Origin of the sequence: Nocardiopsis sp. NPDC049922, assembly GCF_040660275.1 — a bacterium.
In the GTDB taxonomy this organism is placed as follows: Bacteria; Actinomycetota; Actinomycetes; order Streptosporangiales; family Streptosporangiaceae; genus Nocardiopsis.
The window spans coordinates 196,164-213,686 of record NZ_JBFAME010000008.1; the positions used below are offsets into that span (position 1 = coordinate 196,164).

The window sequence follows — 17,523 nt, forward strand, 5'->3', positions numbered from 1 at the left end:
CGGCGGTGACACGTGGACTAGGCTGGACTGACGGCGCCGGACCCGATGCGGGGGCGGCGCCGACCGGACACGACGAGCACCGACCGGGAGCGGGATGACTGACCAGCAGCGGGCCTCCGAGGAGACCGCCGGGCCGACCGGGAACGGCGACGGGGCGGACACGCCCAGGGTCACCGAGGACACCGTCGAGGCGCTCGTACGGTCACAGCTGGCCAAGGCCCTGGGCGGCAAGCGCGGCATGGTCGAGACCGCCGTGCCCACCCTCACCTTCACGCTCACCTACATCGTGCTGTCCGACCTGCGGCAGTCGATCATCGCCGGTGCGGTGGCCGCGCTGCTGCTGGGCGCGGTCCGCCTGGTCCAGCGCTCGTCGGTGCAGTACGTCCTCACCAGCCTGTTCGGCATCGGCATCGCGGCGGTCTTCGCCATGCGCAGCGGCGAGGCGGCCGACGCGTTCCTGCCCGGCATCATCTACAACGCGGTCTACGCCGTGGTCCTGAGCCTGTCGGTGCTCGTGCGCTGGCCCGCGATCGGTCTGATGATCGGCCCGTTCATCGGCAACAAGGAGGACTTCACCTCCTGGCGGGCCAACCCGGCCGTGGTCAGGCTGTCCTCCCGGCTGACGTGGCTGCTGGTCCTGCCGTGCGTGATCCGCGTGGTCGTGCAGTATCCGCTGTGGCTGCTCGACCACTACGACGTCGCCGACACCTTCGCCCTCCTCGGCCTGGCCAAGGTCGGGATGGGCTGGCCGCTCCAGGTGGCCGCGTTCGCCGCCATGGTGTGGGTGCTGGCCCGGGGCCGCACCCCCCTGGAGAACGGCGCCGCCGCCCGGCCGGAGGACCCGGAGAAGGGCGACGACACCACCGAGGGCTAGCCCTCGTTCGGGGCGGCGTCGTCGACCGGGCCGAGCAGGGCCTCCAGGGGGCCCAGCGCCTCCGGTTCGGCGAGGAAGACCACGGTGTTGCCCACCGACAGGCCGCGTTCGGGGTCCGGGGGGCGCACACCGCCCGGACCGACCACCGCGACCAGCGCCACGCCCTCGGGAAGGCGCCCGGTCAGGGCGCTCTCCGGCCCGCCCACGAACGGGCTCGCGGCGTGCAGCACGGACTCGGCGATCTCCGCGCCCGGCAGCGGCGGCAGGGCGTCCTCTTCGACCAGCTCGTCGTCGGTGACGCCCTCGACCAGGTCCGCGATCAGCCGGGGCGGGGAGACCGCGAGGTCCACGCCCCACGACTCGTTGAACAGCCACTCGTTGTCGGGCTCGTTGATCCGGGCGATCACCCGGTCCACCCCGAACTCGGTCTTGGCCAGCAGCGACACCACGAGGTTCACCTTGTCGTCGCTGCTGGCCGCGATCACCACGTCGGCGTCGCCCAGTCGGGCGTCCTCCAGGCTGGCCAGCTCGCACGCGTCGGCGAGCAGCCACTCGACCTGGGGGAGGTCGTCGACGCCGATCGCCCGGGTCTCCCGGTCGATCAGCAGCACGTCGTGACCGCTGGCGGCCAGTTCGGTGGCGATGGAGCGGCCCACACTGCCCGCTCCCGCGATGGCGATCCGCATCTCACTCGTGTCCCGTCTCGTCGCCGGTGTCCAGGCGCAGCTGGTCGAGGTCGCGGCCGTGCGCGACCACGTGCAGGACGTCGCCCCCGGCCAGGAGCTCGTCGGAGCGCGCCAGCAGGATGGAGCCGTCCCGGGTCAGGTACACGACCCGGACCGGGGCCCGCGCCTCCAGGTCGGCCACCCTGCGCCCGGCCCAGCTCGGGGGAAGCGTCAGTTCGTTCATGGCCAGGGTGCCGGAGGCGTCGTGCCACTCGGGCCCGGCGGCCAGCCGCTCGTCGCCGGGGACCATGCGGCGCAGGATCGTGTCGGCGGTCCAGCGCACCGTTCCCACGGTCGGAATGCCCAGGCGCTGGTAGACCTCGGCGCGGCGCGGGTCGTAGATGCGCGCGACGACGTGCTCGACGCCGTAGGTCTCGCGGGCCACCCGGGCGGCGATGATGTTGGAGTTGTCACCGTTGCTCACCGCGGCGAACGCCCCGGCGTGGTCGATCCCCGCCGCGAGCAGGACCTCCCGGTCGTGCCCCACGCCCCGGACCGCGTGCTTGGCGACCGCGCCGCGCAGCCGCCGGAACGCGTCGGGGTCCTGGTCGATCACCGCGACCGAGTGCCCCAGGTCCACCAGTGTGTGCGCGAGGGTGGAGCCCACCCGCCCACACCCCATGATCACGATGTGCACCTCGCCCGTACTCCCGTCGAGATCGCCGTTCGACCCGGTGGACGCCGTGCGCCCACGGTCACACCTTGGCACAGATCGCCCCGACACGCGCGACCGCCCCGGGAACCGACGCGCGAGGTCCGGGCCGTCCGGGAGGCCCCGCGGGTCGGCTAGATTGGATGCGGTTGGTGGCTGTGCGCGCAGGGTCACCGGTGTACCCGGCCTCTCTTCCGAAGGACTTCCCCATGACCCGTGTGGGCACCGAGCTCGAACTCTCCGTCGACGACGTCGCGCACGGCGGATGGTGCGTGGGACGCCACGACGACCAGGTGGTCTTCGTCCGTCACGCTCTGCCCGGCGAGCGCGTGCGGGTGCGGATCACCGAACGGACGTCGCGCTTCCTGCGCGGCGAGGCCGTCGAGGTGCTCACGGCCTCCCCGGACCGGGTCGAGGCCCCGTGCCCGTTCGCCGGGCCCGGAAAGTGCGGCGGGTGCGACTGGCAGCACGCCTCGCTCGACGCGCAGCGCCGGATCAAGGCCAAGGTCGTCGCCGACCAGCTGCACCGCATCGCCGGGATCGACCGCGAGGTCGTCGTCGAGGAGCTGCCCGGGCACCCCGACGGCCTGGGCTGGCGCACGCGCGTGCGCTTCGCCGTCGACCGGGACGGGCGCCCCGGGCTGCGCCGCCACCGGTCCCACGACATCGAGCCCGTGGACGAGTGCCTGATCGCGCACCCCGGCGTGACCGAACTGGGGGTGACCGACGCCGTCTGGAAGGACGTCCGGGACGTGGAGGCGGTGGCCTCCGCCAGTTGCGCCGACCGCGCCGTCGTCGTGACCCCGACAGGCTCGAAGCTGGGCCCCCTGCCCGAGCTCAAGGCCTCCAGCGCCGTCCTGCGGCGGTTCAAGGGGGGCAGGGTCCAGTCGGTGCGCGGGCGCCGCGGGGTGCGGGAGACCGTGGCCGGACACGAGTACCGGGTCAGCGCGGGCGGCTTCTGGCAGGTGCACCCGGCGGCGGGGGAGGTCCTGACCGAGGCGGTCATGGACGCCCTGGCGCCCAAGCCGGGGGAGACCGCCCTGGACCTGTACTGCGGCGCGGGGCTGTTCACCCGCCCGCTCGCCGAGGCCGTCGGCCCGCAGGGGCGGGCGATGGGCGTGGAGAGCGGCGCCGAGGCCGTGCGCGACGCCCGGTACAACCTGCGGGACCTGGAGCAGGCCCGGATCGAGCAGGGCGACGTGGCCGCCCAGATGCGCGAGTGGGCGGACGTGCGCGCGGACGTGGTCGTCCTGGACCCGCCGCGGGCCGGTGGCGGCGCCGAGGTCGTGCGCCTGCTCGCGGGCACCCGGCCGCGCGCGGTCGCCTACGTGTCGTGCGACCCGGCCACGCTCGCCCGGGACCTGGCCGCCTTCGACGGCCAGGGATACGCGCTGGCGGACCTGCGAGCCTTCGACGCGTTCCCGATGACCCACCACGTGGAAATGCTCGCGGTGCTGGTCAAGCGGGGCACATCGAAGTGACCCGCGCTCCCGTGCGTCGCTGATGCGTCACCGGTCTACGGCACCATCGGACCAGCACCGACCACAAGGAGCCCCCTCATGACCCTCCTCCCCGGGCACGAACCCGCGTCCCCCCGCGACCCCGGCATCGCGATCGCCCGCCGCGACGACGCCGGGTGCGACGACCGGCGGCGGTGAGCGGTGCGCATCATCGTGACCGGGGGACGCGACTACACCGACGCCGCCACCGTGGCGCGTGCGCTCGCCCACTACGCCCCCACCGGCCCCCACGTGCTCGTCCACGGGGCGTGCAAGACCGTCCGGGAGGACGGCACGCCCTACGAGCTGGCGACGCGCGACGGTCGCCCCGAGCCCCCGGGGGTGGACCGGCTCGCCCACCACATCGCCTTCGCCTACGGGTGGACCGTCGAACCCCACCCCGCGCGGTGGACCGAGCACGGGCGCGCGGCCGGACCCATCCGCAACAAGCACATGGCCAGGTTGGGCGCGGACGGGTGCATCGCGTTCCCCGGCGGGGCGGGCACCCGCGACATGATCGCCAGCGCACGCGCTGCCGGGATCCCCGTGTGGGAGCCCGTACGGGGCACGTGAACCGCGACACCAGGACGTCCGGGGCCCGAGGGAAGGCGCCCCTCGGGCCCCGACGGCCCTAGCGTCGCCGTTCGGGGGCGCGCAGCACGGCCAGACCGAGCGCCAGCACGGCCATCCCCGCCCAGGAGAGCGCGGACAGCCGCTCACCGACCACCAGCACCCCCAGGAGGGCGGCGACCGCGGGCTCGGCCAGCGTCAGCGTGGTGGCGACCGACGCCGGGGTGTGCCTGAGCCCCATCCCGAACAGCCGGTAGGCGACGAACACGGTGAGCACCGCCAGGTGCAGGGCGACCAGCGCGCCGCTGGTCGTGGCCAGCCACGCGGCGCCCGCCGAGAGCAGGACCGGCAGCGTCAGCAGGCCGCCGCCCGCGAACAGCGTGCCCATCACGGCCCCGGACGCGTGGCCCCGCCGGATCAGCGACCCGGCGATGACCGCGTACAGCGCGTAGGACGCCCCGGCCGCCAGGGCCAGGAGCACGCCCGCGGCGTCACCGTTGGCGCCGCCCGCCTTCGAGCCGAACACGAGCACCGCGCAGCCGACCACCGCGGCGAGAGTGGCCACCGACCACCGCCGGGTGGGGCGCGTCCGCTCGGCCCACCAGACCAGCAGCCCGGAGAACACGGGCGCGCTGCCCAGCGTGATCACGGTCGCGACCGCGACCCCGGCCCGGTCGACCGCGGGGTAGAAGGACAGCGGGTACCCGGCGACCGCGAGGGCGCCCAGGGCGAGCGCCCACCGGGTGCGGGTGTCGGCGGCGCGGACGAGGGTCAGCGACCCGCGCCCGGTCAGGAACAGCAGCAGACCGCCCAGGGTCAGCCCCGCGGCCCCGACGGCCGCCGCGTGCGCGCCGTCCGGGGCGAGGGAGCTCGCGGTGCCCGTGGTTCCCCACAGGACGGCGGCGCCGAGGACGGGCAGGGGGCCGCGGGCCAGGCGGCGCCGCGTGGGCAGGGTGGTGTGGTTCGACACAGTCGTGGACTCTCCGTCGTCGATGGTTCGGGGACCGGCGACGGGCGCACGACGGAGAGGCGTCCCGGCTCATGGGCGGGGGACGCCGTGTGGATCAGGACCGGTTCGTGCGCCCGTTCAGGCGCACGGAGGTGGGAGAACGCGGTGCCAGTGGGTGTTCACGGGCGCCATCCTATCCGGGCCCGTGGCGGGGGCTCCGCCGCGCCCCGGGGACGTGGTCAGTTGCAGGGGCCGGCGTTCCCCGGGGGGAGGTCGACCTCGGGCTCGAAGTAGTACCACGGGTCGTGGCGGTTCCAGTCTTGCGCGTCGGCCACCCGGTCCCCGTCCGCGGGTACGGGGACGTCGAGCAGCTCGGCCAGGTCCGCGGTCCGACCCTCCGCGGAGGAGAACGCGTCCCAGTGGTCGGCCAGGGCCTTCGCGACGCGTTCGTCGGGCAGTCCTTCCAGTGCACGCACCACCGCCAGGTCCGTCTTGGAGGGGCCGAACGTGGCCAGCTGGTAGCTGATGTCCGGCGGCCAGGGTCCGTCGGCGCCGTCCCAGGTGACCGTCGCCAGCCAGACCATGAGGGGGAGCCGTGCCTGCCCCGTGGCCCAGCACGGATCCGTGTAGGCCTCCGGCAGACCGAGGACCACCCGGGCGGCCCCACTGGTGAGCTCGGCCTGGAAGTACGGGTCCTCGAACAGTCCGAAGTCGTACACCACGACGCCGCGCCCCTCGGGCGCGTCGAAGTCCCGGGTGAACATCTCTCCGTCCTGCCAGACCACCGGAGAGCGGTCCCGGGCTCCCTCCGGCAGCAACGCCAGGGGCGGGCCGAGCGCGTCGTGCCACTCGTCGACCAGGTTCTCGAAACCCGGCAGCGGGCAGTAGGTGATCCCCTCCCTGACCTCGCAGCTCGCGGTGCCGTGCAGGGCGCTGTCGGGGAACTCGTGGTCCCACCCGTAGACCGCGTTGGCGTACACGGGCGTGGCCACGGCTCCCGTGGCGAGGACCGCGCACGCCCCCGCGGCGATCCCGCGCGCCGCGCCCCGCCGGGGCCGGGCGGTCAGCGCGACCGAGACGAACAGTCCGACCAGCAGCAGGGCGTAGACCAGGTACAGCACGGAGAGCACGGTGATGCTGGGCGACCGGTTGGAGAAGGGGTCGAAGCTGAGGACGGCCAGGCTCTGTACCCGATAGACCACCTCCGGGCTCGTGGTCGCCAGGGCCGTGTCGAGATACAGGAGGTAGCCGGGCACGATCACGACGGGGACGATGATCTGGGCGTAGGAGCGTGTCCACATCGCGGCCGCGACCGAGGCGGCGGGCCCGGCCAGGGCCAGGGCGAAGGGGACCGCCCGGGAGTACGGGCTGACCGCCCCGGGCAGGGGGCCGTCGGCGGCCAGGTGGCAGAGCACGGCCGCGGTCGCCTGGCACGCCACCGTGACCAGAGCGGCGGCGACCATGAGGGAGAGCAACCGCCCGGTGCGGCCGAGGGGCGCCACGACGGAGCCGGAGTAGCGGGCCTCGCGCACCGCGGGGAAGGTGGTCGCCGCGAACATCGTGGTGGCGACGGCGAGTGCCGCGGTCTCCGTCGTGTTGGCCACGTCCAGCGCGGTGGGCCGGGGGTATCCGACCTGGGTGGCGTAGACCAGCACCGCGGAGACCGCCGTTCCCAGGTACAGGAGGGGCTGGGCCAGGAGTCTCAGGACGTTGAAGCCGGTCAGCCGTGCGAACGCCGCGGCGCGTCTCACACCGCCTCCCGTTCCACACCGGTGAGCAGGAGGTAGGCGTCCTCCAGGGTGGGCTCCACCGGGGTGCGCGCGTCGTCGGCCGGGGCGGTCCCCTCCGGGGTGAGCACGCGGTAGCGGCCGTCCGCCAGACGCCACGTGGTGACCCCCGCGCGCGGACGCTCCCGCTGCACCCACACCCGGCCCTGGGCCCGCTCCACCAGCTCGCCCGGCGTCCCGTCGAACACCACGCGGCCCCGGTCGAGGCATACGACACGGCGGCACAGGGCCGCCACGTCCTCGATCTGGTGGGTGGAGAGCACGACGGTGCTCCACGTCGCCAGCTCGGACACCAGGCTGCGGAACCGGATCCGCTGCTCGGGGTCCAGACCGATGGTCGGCTCGTCCAGGAGCAGGAGCGCGGGATCGCCCAGCAGCGCGCAGGCCAGCCCCAACCGCTGGCGCATCCCTCCGGACAGGCGGCGCACCCGGCTGTGGCGGCGGTCGTACAGGCCCACCCGGGTCAGGCTGCGCCGCACCTCGTCGTGGCGCGCCCGGCGCCCGCCCAGCTCCTTGAGGCACGCCACGTAGTCCACCAGGCCGAACGCGGTGAAGTGCGGGTAGAACTCGGGGTTCTGCGGCAGGTAGCCGAGACTCCGCCGGATCTCGGTGCGGTCGGTCGCGCGTCGCGGGTCGCGTCCCAGGAGACGCAGTTCGCCCCGGTCGGCGTCCAGGTCGGTGGCCAGGCACCGCAACAGGGTGGTCTTCCCGGCCCCGTTCCGGCCCAGCAGGCCGGTCACGCCCGGCCCCAGGTCGAGGTCGAGGCCGTCGAGCGCGGTCCGGTTGCCGTAGCTGCGGGTCAGGCCGCGCGCGTGGACGGCGGGCACGGTCGGGTCGGTCACGAGGTCCTCACCCGGGAACGGATCAGGAGGGCGCCGACCAGGGCGGCCAGGGCCACGGCCCACCAGGGCTGCGCGTGCGGCGCGACCATGGCCAGGGGGGTGAGGTGCTTGGCGCCGGACAGCATCGCCAGGCACAGCAGCCACAGGAGTCCCACGGCACCGCTGGCCAGGCTCAGGTGGACCCACCGGGACAGCACGAGCGAACCGGCGACCAGCGTCAACGCGGGCAGCAGCCAGAAGACCGCCGACCACGGCGTGGTGGGCACGGGCATCAGCAGCGCGGCGAGGGTGCACAGGATCACCGCGGGCACCAGGACCGCGCACGTGCGCAGGAACAGGAGCCGCTGTCCGGCCATCGGCGTGATCGAGGTCAGGGTGTGCGCCGGATCCACGCCCCGGCCGTAGGCGAGCGCCACCCCGGCCAGGGGCACGATCGGCGCGGTGAAGGAGAACACGAGTGATCCGCTCGGCAGCGCGTGCGCGGCGAACAGGGCGCAGACCAGGACGAGCACCGTGGACATGAGCCAGGCCCGGTACAGCTGCGGTGTGGCGGCCAGCAGCTTCACGGTCCCGTCGCGTAGCCCGAGCGAGCGCAGCAGGCGTTCGACCGGGTGCGGGCGGGGACGGTCGACGACGTCGCGCAGATCCGCCCAACTGCGTTCGATCCAGTCCTCGTCCACCGGCAGGAGTCCTCGGCAGGGTGCGCAGTGCATCAGGTGGGCCTCCACGGACATCGCCGTGACGTCGTCGACGGTGTGGGACGCGTACGCGCCTATCTGGGCAGGGGTCAGGTGCCAGTTCATGTCAGTGCCTCCCGCAGGCGCGCCTTGGCGCGCATCACCCGTGTCTTCACGGTTCCTTCGGGGATCTGGAGAATCTGTGCGGCCTCCCGCACGGTGAGTCCGTCCAGCACGGTGGCCTGGATGGCCGCGCGCAGCTCCGGGGAGAGGGAGTGCAGGGCGGCGCCCAGGGGGCCGTGCTCGATGTTGAGCAGGACCATGTCCTCCGCGGAGGCGTCGCCGATGGTCTCGTAGGGTTCGGGTTCCACGTCCGCGATCCAGCGGTTCGCGCGCTTGCGCAGCTGGGAGATGAGCTGGCGGATCGCGATGGTCCACAGCCACGCCCCGGCGTCGGTGTCGCCCGGTCGCGGGGTGTAGGACCCGGCGTTGCGCCACACGGCCAGGAAGGTCTCCTGGAGGGCGGCGTCGAGTTGGTCGGGGTCCGAACACCGGTAGCGCAGACGTGCCCGCAGCCAGGGAGCGTGGCGGCGGTGCAGGATTTCCAGGGCGTCGGACTCCCCGGCGGCGACGGCGGCCAGCAGCTCCGGGTCGGAACTGTCGGGACCATAGGAGGGCGCGCGGCGGCGCGAGCGGCGGAACAGCTTCACGTGTCGGGCTATCGGGACGGGGACGGGGATCGGTTCACGGAGGGGCGGGCGCTGGTCAGGCCTTTTCGACGGTACCCGCGCGCCGGAGGTCCGCACGCCCTCCGCGGTGGGAGAAAATGGGGCGTATGCGCCTGAGGATCTTCCTTGAGCCCCAGCAGGGGGCCACCTACGAGGACCAGCTCGCCGTCGCCCGCGCGGCTGAGGAGCTGGGCTTCGACGCCGTCTACCGCTCCGACCACTACCTGCACATGGGCGACCACGTCAGTGGCCTGCCCGGACCGACCGACGCCTGGATCACACTGGCGGGTCTGGCCCGCGAGACGTCCCGGATCCGGCTCGGCACGCTGATGACCGCCGCGACCTTCCGCTACCCCGGACCGCTGGCGATCGCCGTCGCCCAGGTGGACCGGATGAGCGGCGGCCGCGTCGACTTCGGGTTCGGCGCGGGCTGGTACGAGGAGGAGCACGCGGCCTACGGCATCCCCTTCCCGGCCGCGGCCCGTGAGCGCTTCGACCGCTACGAGGAGCAGCTGGACATCATCACCGGCCTGTGGTCCACACCGGCGGGGGAGAGCTTCCGCTACGAGGGCAGGCACTACCGGCTGGCGGAGGGCCCCGCGCTGCCCAAGCCCCAGCAGGAGCCGCATCCTCCCGTGCTCATCGGCGGGACCGGCCCCAAACGCACGCCGCGCTTGGCGGCCAAGTTCGCCGACGAGTACAACGTGCCGTTCGGCTCGGTCGAGGACACCTCCGCGGCCTTCGAGCGCACCCGGGCGGCGGTGCGCGCCTGCGGGCGGACCTCCCCCATGGTCTACTCGGCCGCGCAGGTCCTGTGCGTGGGGCGCGACGAGCCGGAGATCGCGCGGCGGGCCGACCGGATCGGCCGCGAGGTCTCCGAACTGCGGCGCAACGGCCTGGCGGGCACCCCGGACGAGCTGGTGGACCAGCTCGGGGCGTTCGCCGGGATCGGCGCCGAGCGCGTGTACCTCCAGGTGCTGGACATGTCCGACCTGGACCACCTGGAACTGGTGGCCGACAAGGTCGTGCCGCAGCTCGGCTGAGCGCGGCGGTCGCGGGCGGTTGTCGGGGGGTGGCGTCGGGGGTCGGACCGCCGCCCGATAACTTGATATCGAGATACAAGTTGGATACCTTGACATCAAGATAACAGCGGGACTCCCCCCGACCCGCACCCGGTACGGGCGTGTGAACGTGACCGCTTGTCGGCGCCCGGCCCCGAACATCGTGGACGCCCGCGGTCAACGACCGCCTGGTCCGGACGAGTGGTGTCGTCGCGGGTCAGCGTGGATCGGATGGATGCCGGGGGCAGCGGAGGGCAGCCCCGTGGCTCTCCGAGGCCCCGGAATCCGGTGAGGGCGGCCTCAGCAGGCCCCGCGCCCGCCCGATCGGGCAGGATGCTGGGGACATCAGTGGCGAGATCAGGAGGCAGACACCGTGTCCGCGAACAGCTTCGGCGCCCGTGACACGTTGCGTGTTGGCGACGAGTCGTACGAGATCTTCCGGTTGGACGCCGTCCAGGGCGCCAACCGACTTCCCTACAGCCTGAAGGTCCTGCTGGAGAACCTTCTGCGCACCGAGGACGGTGCCAACGTCACCGCCGACCACATCCGCGCGCTGGGTGGGTGGGACGCCAAGGCCCGGCCCAGCCAGGAGATCCAGTTCACCCCCGCGCGGGTGATCATGCAGGACTTCACCGGCGTGCCGTGCGTCGTCGACCTCGCCACCATGCGCGAGGCCGTGCGCGACCTCGGCGGCGACCCGGACAAGATCAACCCGCTCGCCCCGGCCGAGCTGGTCATCGACCACTCCGTCGTCGTCGACCTCTTCGGCCGCCCGGACGCCTTCGAGCGCAACGTCGAGATCGAGTACGAGCGCAACTACGAGCGCTACAAGTTCCTGCGCTGGGGCCAGACCGCCTTCGACGAGTTCAAGGTCGTCCCGCCCGGCACCGGCATCGTGCACCAGGCCAACATCGAGCACCTGGCGCGCGTCACCATGAGCCGGGGCGGCCAGGCCTACCCCGACACCTGCGTCGGCACCGACTCGCACACCACCATGCAGAACGGCCTGGGCATCCTGGGCTGGGGCGTCGGCGGCATCGAGGCCGAGGCCGCCATGCTCGGCCAGCCGATCTCCATGCTCATCCCGCGCGTGGTCGGCTTCAAGCTCTCCGGTCAGCTCAAGCCCGGCACCACCGCCACCGACCTGGTGCTCACCATCACCGAGATGCTCCGCGAGCACGGTGTGGTCGGCAAGTTCGTCGAGTTCTACGGCGAGGGCGTCGCCTCGGTGCCGCTGGCCAACCGCGCCACCATCGGCAACATGAGCCCGGAGTTCGGCTCCACCGCCGCGATCTTCCCGATCGACGACGAGACCATCCGCTACATGCGCCTGACCGGCCGCTCCGAGCAGCAGGTCGCCCTGACCGAGGCCTACGCCAAGGCCAACGGCTTCTGGCACGACCCGGCCAACGAGCCCGAGTTCTCCGAGTACCTGGAGCTCGACCTGGCCGAGGTCGTCCCGTCCATCGCCGGCCCCAAGCGCCCGCAGGACCGCATCGCCCTGTCGGAGGCCAAGCCGACCTGGCGCCACGACGTCCACAACTACGTCTCCGACGACGAGGCGGGCGAGGAGTCCTTCCCGGCCTCCGACGCCCCGGCCACGACCGCCAACGGGCGCCCGCACCGTCCGGTCAAGGTCACCATGGCCGACGGCACGGAGACCGAGATCGACCACGGCGCCGTCGTCATCGCCGCGATCACCTCCTGCACCAACACCTCCAACCCCTCGGTCATGCTGGGCGCCGCCCTGCTGGCCAAGAAGGCGGTGGACAAGGGCCTGTCCCGCAAGCCGTGGGTCAAGACCTCCATGGCCCCGGGCTCCAAGGTCGTCACCGACTACTACGAGCGCTCCGGCCTGACCCCGTACCTGGACAAGCTGGGCTTCAACCTGGTCGGCTACGGCTGCACCACCTGCATCGGCAACTCCGGCCCGCTGCCGGAGGAGATCTCCAAGGCGGTTCAGGACAACGACCTCGCGGTCACCGCGGTCCTGTCCGGCAACCGCAACTTCGAGGGCCGGATCAACCCGGACGTGAAGATGAACTACCTGGCCTCGCCGCCGCTGGTGGTCGCCTACGCGCTGGCCGGGTCCCTCGACGTGGACATCACCACCGAGCCCCTGGGCGTCGGCAACGACGGCGAGCCGGTCTACCTGGCCGACATCTGGCCCTCCGCCGAGGAGATCCAGGAGGTCATGGACTCCGCGATCGCCTCGGACATGTACGAGAGCGCCTACTCGGACGTGTTCGCCGGTGACGAGCGCTGGCGCTCGCTGCCCACGCCGACCGGCAACACCTTCGAGTGGGAGGACGAGTCCACCTACGTCCGCAAGCCCCCGTACTTCGAGGGCATGGCCACCACCCCGGCTCCGGTCGCCGACATCACCGGAGCCCGCGTCCTGGCCAAGCTGGGCGACTCGGTCACCACCGACCACATCTCCCCGGCCGGCGCGATCAAGCCGGGCACCCCGGCGGCCGAGTACCTCACGTCCCACGGCGTCGAGCGCCGCGACTTCAACTCCTACGGTTCCCGCCGCGGCAACCACGAGGTGATGATCCGGGGCACGTTCGCCAACATCCGCCTGCGCAACCAGATCGCGCCGGGCACCGAGGGCGGCTACACCCGCGACTTCACCCAGCCCGAGGCGCCGGTCTCGTTCATCTACGACGCCGCGCAGAACTACGCGGCGCAGGACATCCCGCTGGTCGTCCTGGGCGGCAAGGAGTACGGCTCCGGCTCCTCGCGCGACTGGGCCGCCAAGGGCACCCGCCTGCTGGGCGTCCGCGCGGTCATCACCGAGTCCTACGAGCGCATCCACCGCTCGAACCTGATCGGCATGGGCGTCCTGCCGCTCCAGTTCCCGGAGGGCCACTCCGCCGACTCCCTCGGCCTGACCGGCGAGGAGACCTTCTCCATCACCGGCGTGACCGAGCTCAACGAGGGCCGCGTCCCGGGCACGGTGAAGGTCAGCACCGACACCGGCGTCGAGTTCGACGCCGTGGTGCGCATCGACACCCCGGGTGAGGCCGACTACTACCGCAACGGCGGCATCCTGCAGTACGTGCTGCGCCAGCTCATCGCGAAGTAGTCCCACGGCTCCGCCCGCGCCCACACGGCGCGCCGCGCGGTTCAACGGGGGCCGCCACCGTCCGACCGACGGTGGCGGCCCCCGCCTTCGTGTGGAGAAGGACGCGGCGGGACGGTCATCACGGTCACTCCGGCTCACGCGGGACGGACGTCCTCGGTATGCTCGCCGACGACCTCGTCGAGCGGATCCAGCGCGGCGACCACCGTCCGACGCGGACCGCGTGACCATCAACCAAGAAACGGGCCGAAGGTGAACGACCCCCAGATCCAGGACGGACCGGGTGCGGAGCACGGCCGCACCGGACGCGTCGTCGGTGACTTCCGACTGGCGCGCTCGCTCGGGCGCGGCGGATTCGGAGAGGTGTTCCTGGGCGAGGCCCCGGACGGCACCCGCGCCGCCGTGAAGGTGCTGCACGCCAGCTGGGCGGGGGACGCCGACATGCGTCGCCGCTTCACGGCCGAGGTCGAGCAGGCGCGGCGGGTGAGCGGCTTCTGCATCGCCGCGATCCTCGACGCCGATCCCGAGGCCGCCGAACCGTGGATCGCCACGGAGTTCATCGACGGGCCCACCCTGCACGACGCGGTCGCCGACACGGGCCCGCGCACCGGCGTGGAGCTGCACCGCCTGGCGGTCTCCACGGCGACGGCTCTGGCGGCCATCCACGCGGCCGGGGTGGTGCACCGGGACCTGAAACCGGAGAACATCATGCTGGCCCCCGACGGGCCGCGGGTGATCGACTTCGGCATCGCCAAGGCCGTGGAGTCCACGTCGGTCACCGCCAGCGGGGTCATCGGAACCATCGGGTACATGGCGCCCGAACAACTGGAGGGGGCCCGGCTCACCTCCGCCGTGGACATCTTCGCGTGGGGCTCGGTGATGGTCTACGCCGCCACGGGGCACGAGGCCTTCCCCGGCCCCACCCAGGCCTCCCGCATCGCCCGGATCCTCAGCGCCGAACCCGAACTCGGCGCCCTCACCGGCGTCCTACGCGACATCGTCCGCGCCTGTCTGGACAAGGACCCCGAACGCCGACCCGACGCCGCGACCCTGCTCAACCAGCTCGTGTCGGCGCCCGGCGACGGCTCCCAGCCCGCCGCGCCGCCCGCCGCCCCCGAGTCGGCGAGGACCGAGGCGGTGGCCGACGCCGCCACCCGCGTGGGCGTGGACCGGACGCGGATCGACGCGAGCGCCCCGGCGGCCCCGGTGGACCCCACCCGCGTCGAGCGGCCGGTCCCGATCGACCCCACGCGCGTCGAGCGGCCCGTGCCGGTCGACCCGACCCGCCCCTACACCCGGCTCGCCTCCACCACCCCGCCGCCCGCGACCGGCCCGAACACCGGCGCCACCCGCCAGCCGAGCGCGCCCCACCACGGCGGCGTGCCCCCGTACCACTTCGTCGGCGTCCGGTTCACCGACACCCGTTCCCTGGCCACGGCCATGCAGCAGAACTGGAACGCCGCCGTCCGCGTCTTCAGCGACCCGCCGGAACGCGCGGCCCTCGGCGCCTGGATCGTCGACGACCTCGGCGACGTCTCGGTCGACCGCTCCCTGTTCCGCCGCCAGATCAACGACGCCAACCTGGCCATCGCCTCGTTCATCGCCCAACTGTGCCCCGAGCTGCCCCCGGTCTTCCGCGGCCGCGGCGTCACCCCGGCGGAACTGGGCGACCTGTTCAACGACCCCCGGCCGCTGTTCACCGGCGCGCCGCTGGCCAATGAGATGGCGCTGCTCGCCCGCCCGGACGTCCTGCGCGTCATGGACGCCCACCACGGCCCCGAGCCCGGCCGTCTCCGCCAGCTCGCCGACCACCTGGAGGAGGCCGAACGCGCCGGGATCGACTTCCACCGCCAGCTCGTCGACCAGCTGGCCGGGTGGCGGTCGGCCCGCGCCGAGGCCAACCCGGCGCTCATCCTCAGCTTCCTGCTCCACCCGGAGCGGATGGTGCGGCCCGACACCGGCGGCGACCAGGAGTTGTCCGACTGGGTCGACATCCTGTGGAGCCGTGTCGAGGCCAGCCCGCTGCCCGTCAACGCGGGGTGCGCGGCCGTCGTCTACGGATCGATGGCCACGATGCGGGCCCTGGCCCACCAGCAGCGTGACTGGGAGGGGCGTTTCCACGACGCACGAGCGAAGCACGACGCGTTGGCCGACCGGGTCAGGCTCCAGCTACGCCTGTCCAACACCATGCGGTACTGCCGGTACGCCGCCTTCGGCTTTCCGGTCGGGCTCGGGATCGCCTTCGTCGAGAGCGGGATCACCACCGACTTCATCATCCCGGTCTTCGTCATCAACCTCATGATCTGGATCGGTCTCCTCGGCCTGATCGGCGCGGTGGTCTCCGGCAGCGTGCTGCGGGTGACGTGTGGCGGACCTCCGCACCGGTCGCGTCGGGTCTGGGAACTCCAGCAGTCCAACTCCCAGCTGCCGCAGCTGACCGCCGGGGTCGAACGCATCCGGGGCGACCTGCGCAGGGCGCGGGAGATCTGCGGCGCCTGAGGCCTGTGGCCGACGCACCCCCCACGGGCGGCCCGGGGTGTCGCACTGACGTGACCGGCCCCGTTGCCGCATCATCGTGGTGCGGCGACGGGGCCAGCCGCGCAGGCAGGCACGGCGGGGGAGGCGACCGTGGGCGACCGCAGTCCGAACCTCGGCCTGTTCCTGCTGTTCGTGGTGTTGCTCCAGTTCGGGTACCCGCTGACGCTGCACGGGCCGGGCTGGACCGCGCTGTACATGCTGCTCTACGCGGGGATGATCGTCTTCGGGCTGCGCGTCGTCCACGACGAGCGCGACCGGGTGCTGCCGGTCCTGGTCATCGGCGTGGTGCTCGCGTTCTTCGCCCTGTGGGTCGCCGTCGACCCCCAGTACAGGGTGGCGCTGCTCGGCCTGTTCGCCACGCTCTCCGCCTTCCAGGTCGGCGTCGTCTACTCACTGCTCAAGTTCGTCTACTGGCGTAGCGCGGCGCACAGCCTGGACGTGATCGTGGCCGCGATCAGCGTCTACCTCCTCATCGGGGGCGTGTTCGCGGCCTGGTTCAGCGCGGTCGAGATCCTCCTCCCCGGCAGCTTCGTCGACAGCGCGTACCCCGGTGAGGCGATGACCTGGCAGCGCTTCGTGTACTTCTCGTACGTCACCCTCGCCACGCTGGGGTACGGGGACATCGTCGCCGTCGAACCGTGGATGCGCTCCATGGCCGCCTTCGAGGCCGTGATCGGAACCCTCTTCCTCGCCACCGTGATCGCCCGCCTCGTCGGCGTGTACGTCGGGGTCGCCTCGCGGAGGCACGGGGACGGCGGCGCGTCGGGCTGAGCGCGGGCCGGCGGCGTCAGTCCGGGCGCGTGACCGCGTCGTCCGGTTCGTCGGCCCACGGTCGCGGGGCGGAGGGGGTCGCCAGCGCGTCGAGCCGGGCGGCGAGGGCTCCGCGGGCCGTGACGTAGGGCGTGGTCAGGTCGTCCTCCAGCAGGGACAGGGCGTTGGCCGTGTCCACGAACGCGTGCACCTCGAAGGCGAGGAGCGCGGTGTCGGTGTCCTGCGAGAGCTCACCGAGTTGGCGGGCGTCCTCCGCGGTACGCACGATGAGGTCGCGCCACGCGTGCTGCGCCCGGACCAGGGCTTCGCGCACCCGGCCCGGCCGGGACTCGAACTCGGCGGTCACGGTGTAGAAGAAGCAGCCCCCGGAGAAGACGCGCTCGCGCGAGTAGGCGAGTTTGTTCGCGCACAGCCGCCACAGGCGGCCCACGCCGGGGGGCACCTCCATGGCCTCGCGCACCACGTGGTCGTGGTAGATCCTGCTGGCCGCCCGGACGGCGGCGAGCTGGAGCTCCTCCTTGGAGCCGAAGTGCGCGAACACCCCGCTCTTGCTGATCTGGAGCTCCTTGGCCAGCCGACCCAGGGACAGGCTCTCCAGCCCCTCCTCCGACGCGATGTCCACCGCGCGCCTGAGCACCGTCCGGCGCGTCTGCTCGCCCCGCAGGATCCGGCCGTCGGTGCTGGTGGTCATGCTCGGCGCCTCCACGGACGTCGGGAGTGAACGGTCGGTCGGTGTTCTGGACAGGATACCCACCACTTGACGGA

Annotated in this window: 15 protein-coding genes; 7 read left to right on the plus strand and 8 right to left on the minus strand. The window is 72.8% G+C overall.

All coding sequences use genetic code 11. The features are described from left to right. Window positions 1-94: 94 nt before the first annotated feature. Window positions 95-874: a DUF3159 domain-containing protein gene (locus AB0I72_RS16960; RefSeq protein ID WP_358568941.1), complete on the plus strand. Its 780-nt coding sequence runs from the start codon at window positions 95-97 to the stop codon at window positions 872-874. Here the strand turns inward: AB0I72_RS16960 and AB0I72_RS16965 are convergent. Together AB0I72_RS16965 and AB0I72_RS16970 are read right to left on the minus strand one after the other, a co-directional pair. Continuing rightward, window positions 871-1,560 carry a TrkA family potassium uptake protein gene (locus tag AB0I72_RS16965; RefSeq protein WP_358568943.1) on the minus strand — a complete coding sequence of 230 codons (690 nt, stop codon included), beginning with the start codon at window positions 1,558-1,560 and terminating at the stop codon, window positions 871-873. The two genes, AB0I72_RS16960 and AB0I72_RS16965, sit on opposite strands and share 4 nt — an antisense overlap. Before the next feature lies 1 nt (window position 1,561). Next, window positions 1,562-2,236 carry a TrkA family potassium uptake protein gene (locus AB0I72_RS16970; protein WP_358568946.1) on the minus strand — a complete coding sequence of 225 codons (675 nt, stop codon included), beginning with the start codon at window positions 2,234-2,236 and terminating at the stop codon, window positions 1,562-1,564. A 224-nt stretch (window positions 2,237-2,460) separates the two neighbouring features. Here AB0I72_RS16970 and AB0I72_RS16975 point away from each other — a divergent pair, with 224 nt between their 5' ends. After that, window positions 2,461-3,732 carry a class I SAM-dependent RNA methyltransferase gene (locus AB0I72_RS16975; RefSeq protein WP_358568949.1) on the plus strand — a complete coding sequence of 424 codons (1,272 nt, stop codon included), beginning with the start codon at window positions 2,461-2,463 and terminating at the stop codon, window positions 3,730-3,732. A 180-nt stretch (window positions 3,733-3,912) separates the two neighbouring features. After that, a complete protein-coding gene (locus AB0I72_RS16980; protein WP_358568952.1) occupies window positions 3,913-4,323 on the plus strand; it encodes a hypothetical protein in 411 nt (136 codons plus the stop codon). A gap of 58 nt (window positions 4,324-4,381) precedes the next feature. Here AB0I72_RS16980 and AB0I72_RS16985 read toward each other — a convergent pair whose 3' ends face one another. The 5 genes from AB0I72_RS16985 to AB0I72_RS17005 all read right to left on the minus strand — a co-directional run bounded on the left by AB0I72_RS16985 (window position 4,382) and on the right by AB0I72_RS17005 (window position 9,285). Next, entirely contained in the window at window positions 4,382-5,290 is a 909-nt protein-coding gene (locus AB0I72_RS16985) for an EamA family transporter (protein WP_358568955.1), read from the minus strand. Window positions 5,291-5,508: 218 nt separating this feature from the next. Next, complete coding sequence (locus AB0I72_RS16990) at window positions 5,509-7,020, minus strand: hypothetical protein (RefSeq protein WP_358568958.1); 1,512 nt, start codon at window positions 7,018-7,020, stop codon at window positions 5,509-5,511. After that, the gene (locus AB0I72_RS16995; RefSeq protein ID WP_358568961.1) at window positions 7,017-7,898 is read right to left on the minus strand and encodes an ATP-binding cassette domain-containing protein; all 882 of its coding nucleotides are present in this window, start codon (window positions 7,896-7,898) and stop codon (window positions 7,017-7,019) included. Before AB0I72_RS16995 ends, AB0I72_RS16990 begins: the two co-directional genes overlap by 4 nt. Next, window positions 7,895-8,701, minus strand: coding sequence for a zf-HC2 domain-containing protein (locus AB0I72_RS17000; protein ID WP_358568964.1), 807 nt, complete (start codon window positions 8,699-8,701; stop codon window positions 7,895-7,897). Before AB0I72_RS17000 ends, AB0I72_RS16995 begins: the two co-directional genes overlap by 4 nt. Continuing rightward, a complete protein-coding gene (locus tag AB0I72_RS17005) occupies window positions 8,698-9,285 on the minus strand; it encodes an RNA polymerase sigma factor (protein ID WP_358568967.1) in 588 nt (195 codons plus the stop codon). The genes AB0I72_RS17000 and AB0I72_RS17005 overlap by 4 nt, the downstream gene beginning before the upstream one ends. 125 nt (window positions 9,286-9,410) lie before the next feature. On the opposite strand from AB0I72_RS17005, the gene AB0I72_RS17010 reads away from it, so the two are divergent. The 4 genes from AB0I72_RS17010 to AB0I72_RS17025 all read left to right on the plus strand — a co-directional run bounded on the left by AB0I72_RS17010 (window position 9,411) and on the right by AB0I72_RS17025 (window position 16,758). After that, the gene (locus AB0I72_RS17010; RefSeq protein ID WP_358568970.1) at window positions 9,411-10,346 is read left to right on the plus strand and encodes an LLM class F420-dependent oxidoreductase; all 936 of its coding nucleotides are present in this window, start codon (window positions 9,411-9,413) and stop codon (window positions 10,344-10,346) included. A 391-nt stretch (window positions 10,347-10,737) separates the two neighbouring features. Continuing rightward, window positions 10,738-13,452 (plus strand): aconitate hydratase AcnA, encoded by a 2,715-nt coding sequence (gene acnA, locus AB0I72_RS17015; RefSeq protein WP_358568973.1) that lies wholly within the window; start codon window positions 10,738-10,740, stop codon window positions 13,450-13,452. 249 nt (window positions 13,453-13,701) lie between these two features. Continuing rightward, window positions 13,702-15,948 carry a serine/threonine-protein kinase gene (locus tag AB0I72_RS17020; RefSeq protein ID WP_358568976.1) on the plus strand — a complete coding sequence of 749 codons (2,247 nt, stop codon included), beginning with the start codon at window positions 13,702-13,704 and terminating at the stop codon, window positions 15,946-15,948. Between the two features lie 129 nt (window positions 15,949-16,077). Further along, the gene (locus tag AB0I72_RS17025; RefSeq protein ID WP_358568979.1) at window positions 16,078-16,758 is read left to right on the plus strand and encodes an ion channel; all 681 of its coding nucleotides are present in this window, start codon (window positions 16,078-16,080) and stop codon (window positions 16,756-16,758) included. Between the two features lie 16 nt (window positions 16,759-16,774). Here AB0I72_RS17025 and AB0I72_RS17030 read toward each other — a convergent pair whose 3' ends face one another. After that, complete coding sequence (locus AB0I72_RS17030) at window positions 16,775-17,449, minus strand: TetR/AcrR family transcriptional regulator (RefSeq protein WP_358568982.1); 675 nt, start codon at window positions 17,447-17,449, stop codon at window positions 16,775-16,777. Window positions 17,450-17,523 lie beyond the last annotated feature (74 nt).

Bases quoted from the DNA above. Each gene is read 5' to 3' on its own strand.
- AB0I72_RS17000 (WP_358568964.1), bottom strand. From the start codon at position 8,701: ATGAACTGGCACCTGACCCCTGCCCAGATAGGCGCGTACGCGTCCCAC.
- AB0I72_RS16965 (WP_358568943.1), bottom strand. From the start codon at position 1,560: ATGCGGATCGCCATCGCGGGAGCGGGCAGTGTGGGCCGCTCCATCGCC.
- AB0I72_RS17010 (WP_358568970.1), top strand. From the start codon at position 9,411: ATGCGCCTGAGGATCTTCCTTGAGCCCCAGCAGGGGGCCACCTACGAG.
- AB0I72_RS16975 (WP_358568949.1), top strand. From the start codon at position 2,461: ATGACCCGTGTGGGCACCGAGCTCGAACTCTCCGTCGACGACGTCGCG.
- AB0I72_RS16960 (WP_358568941.1), top strand. From the start codon at position 95: ATGACTGACCAGCAGCGGGCCTCCGAGGAGACCGCCGGGCCGACCGGG.
- AB0I72_RS17030 (WP_358568982.1), bottom strand. From the start codon at position 17,449: ATGACCACCAGCACCGACGGCCGGATCCTGCGGGGCGAGCAGACGCGC.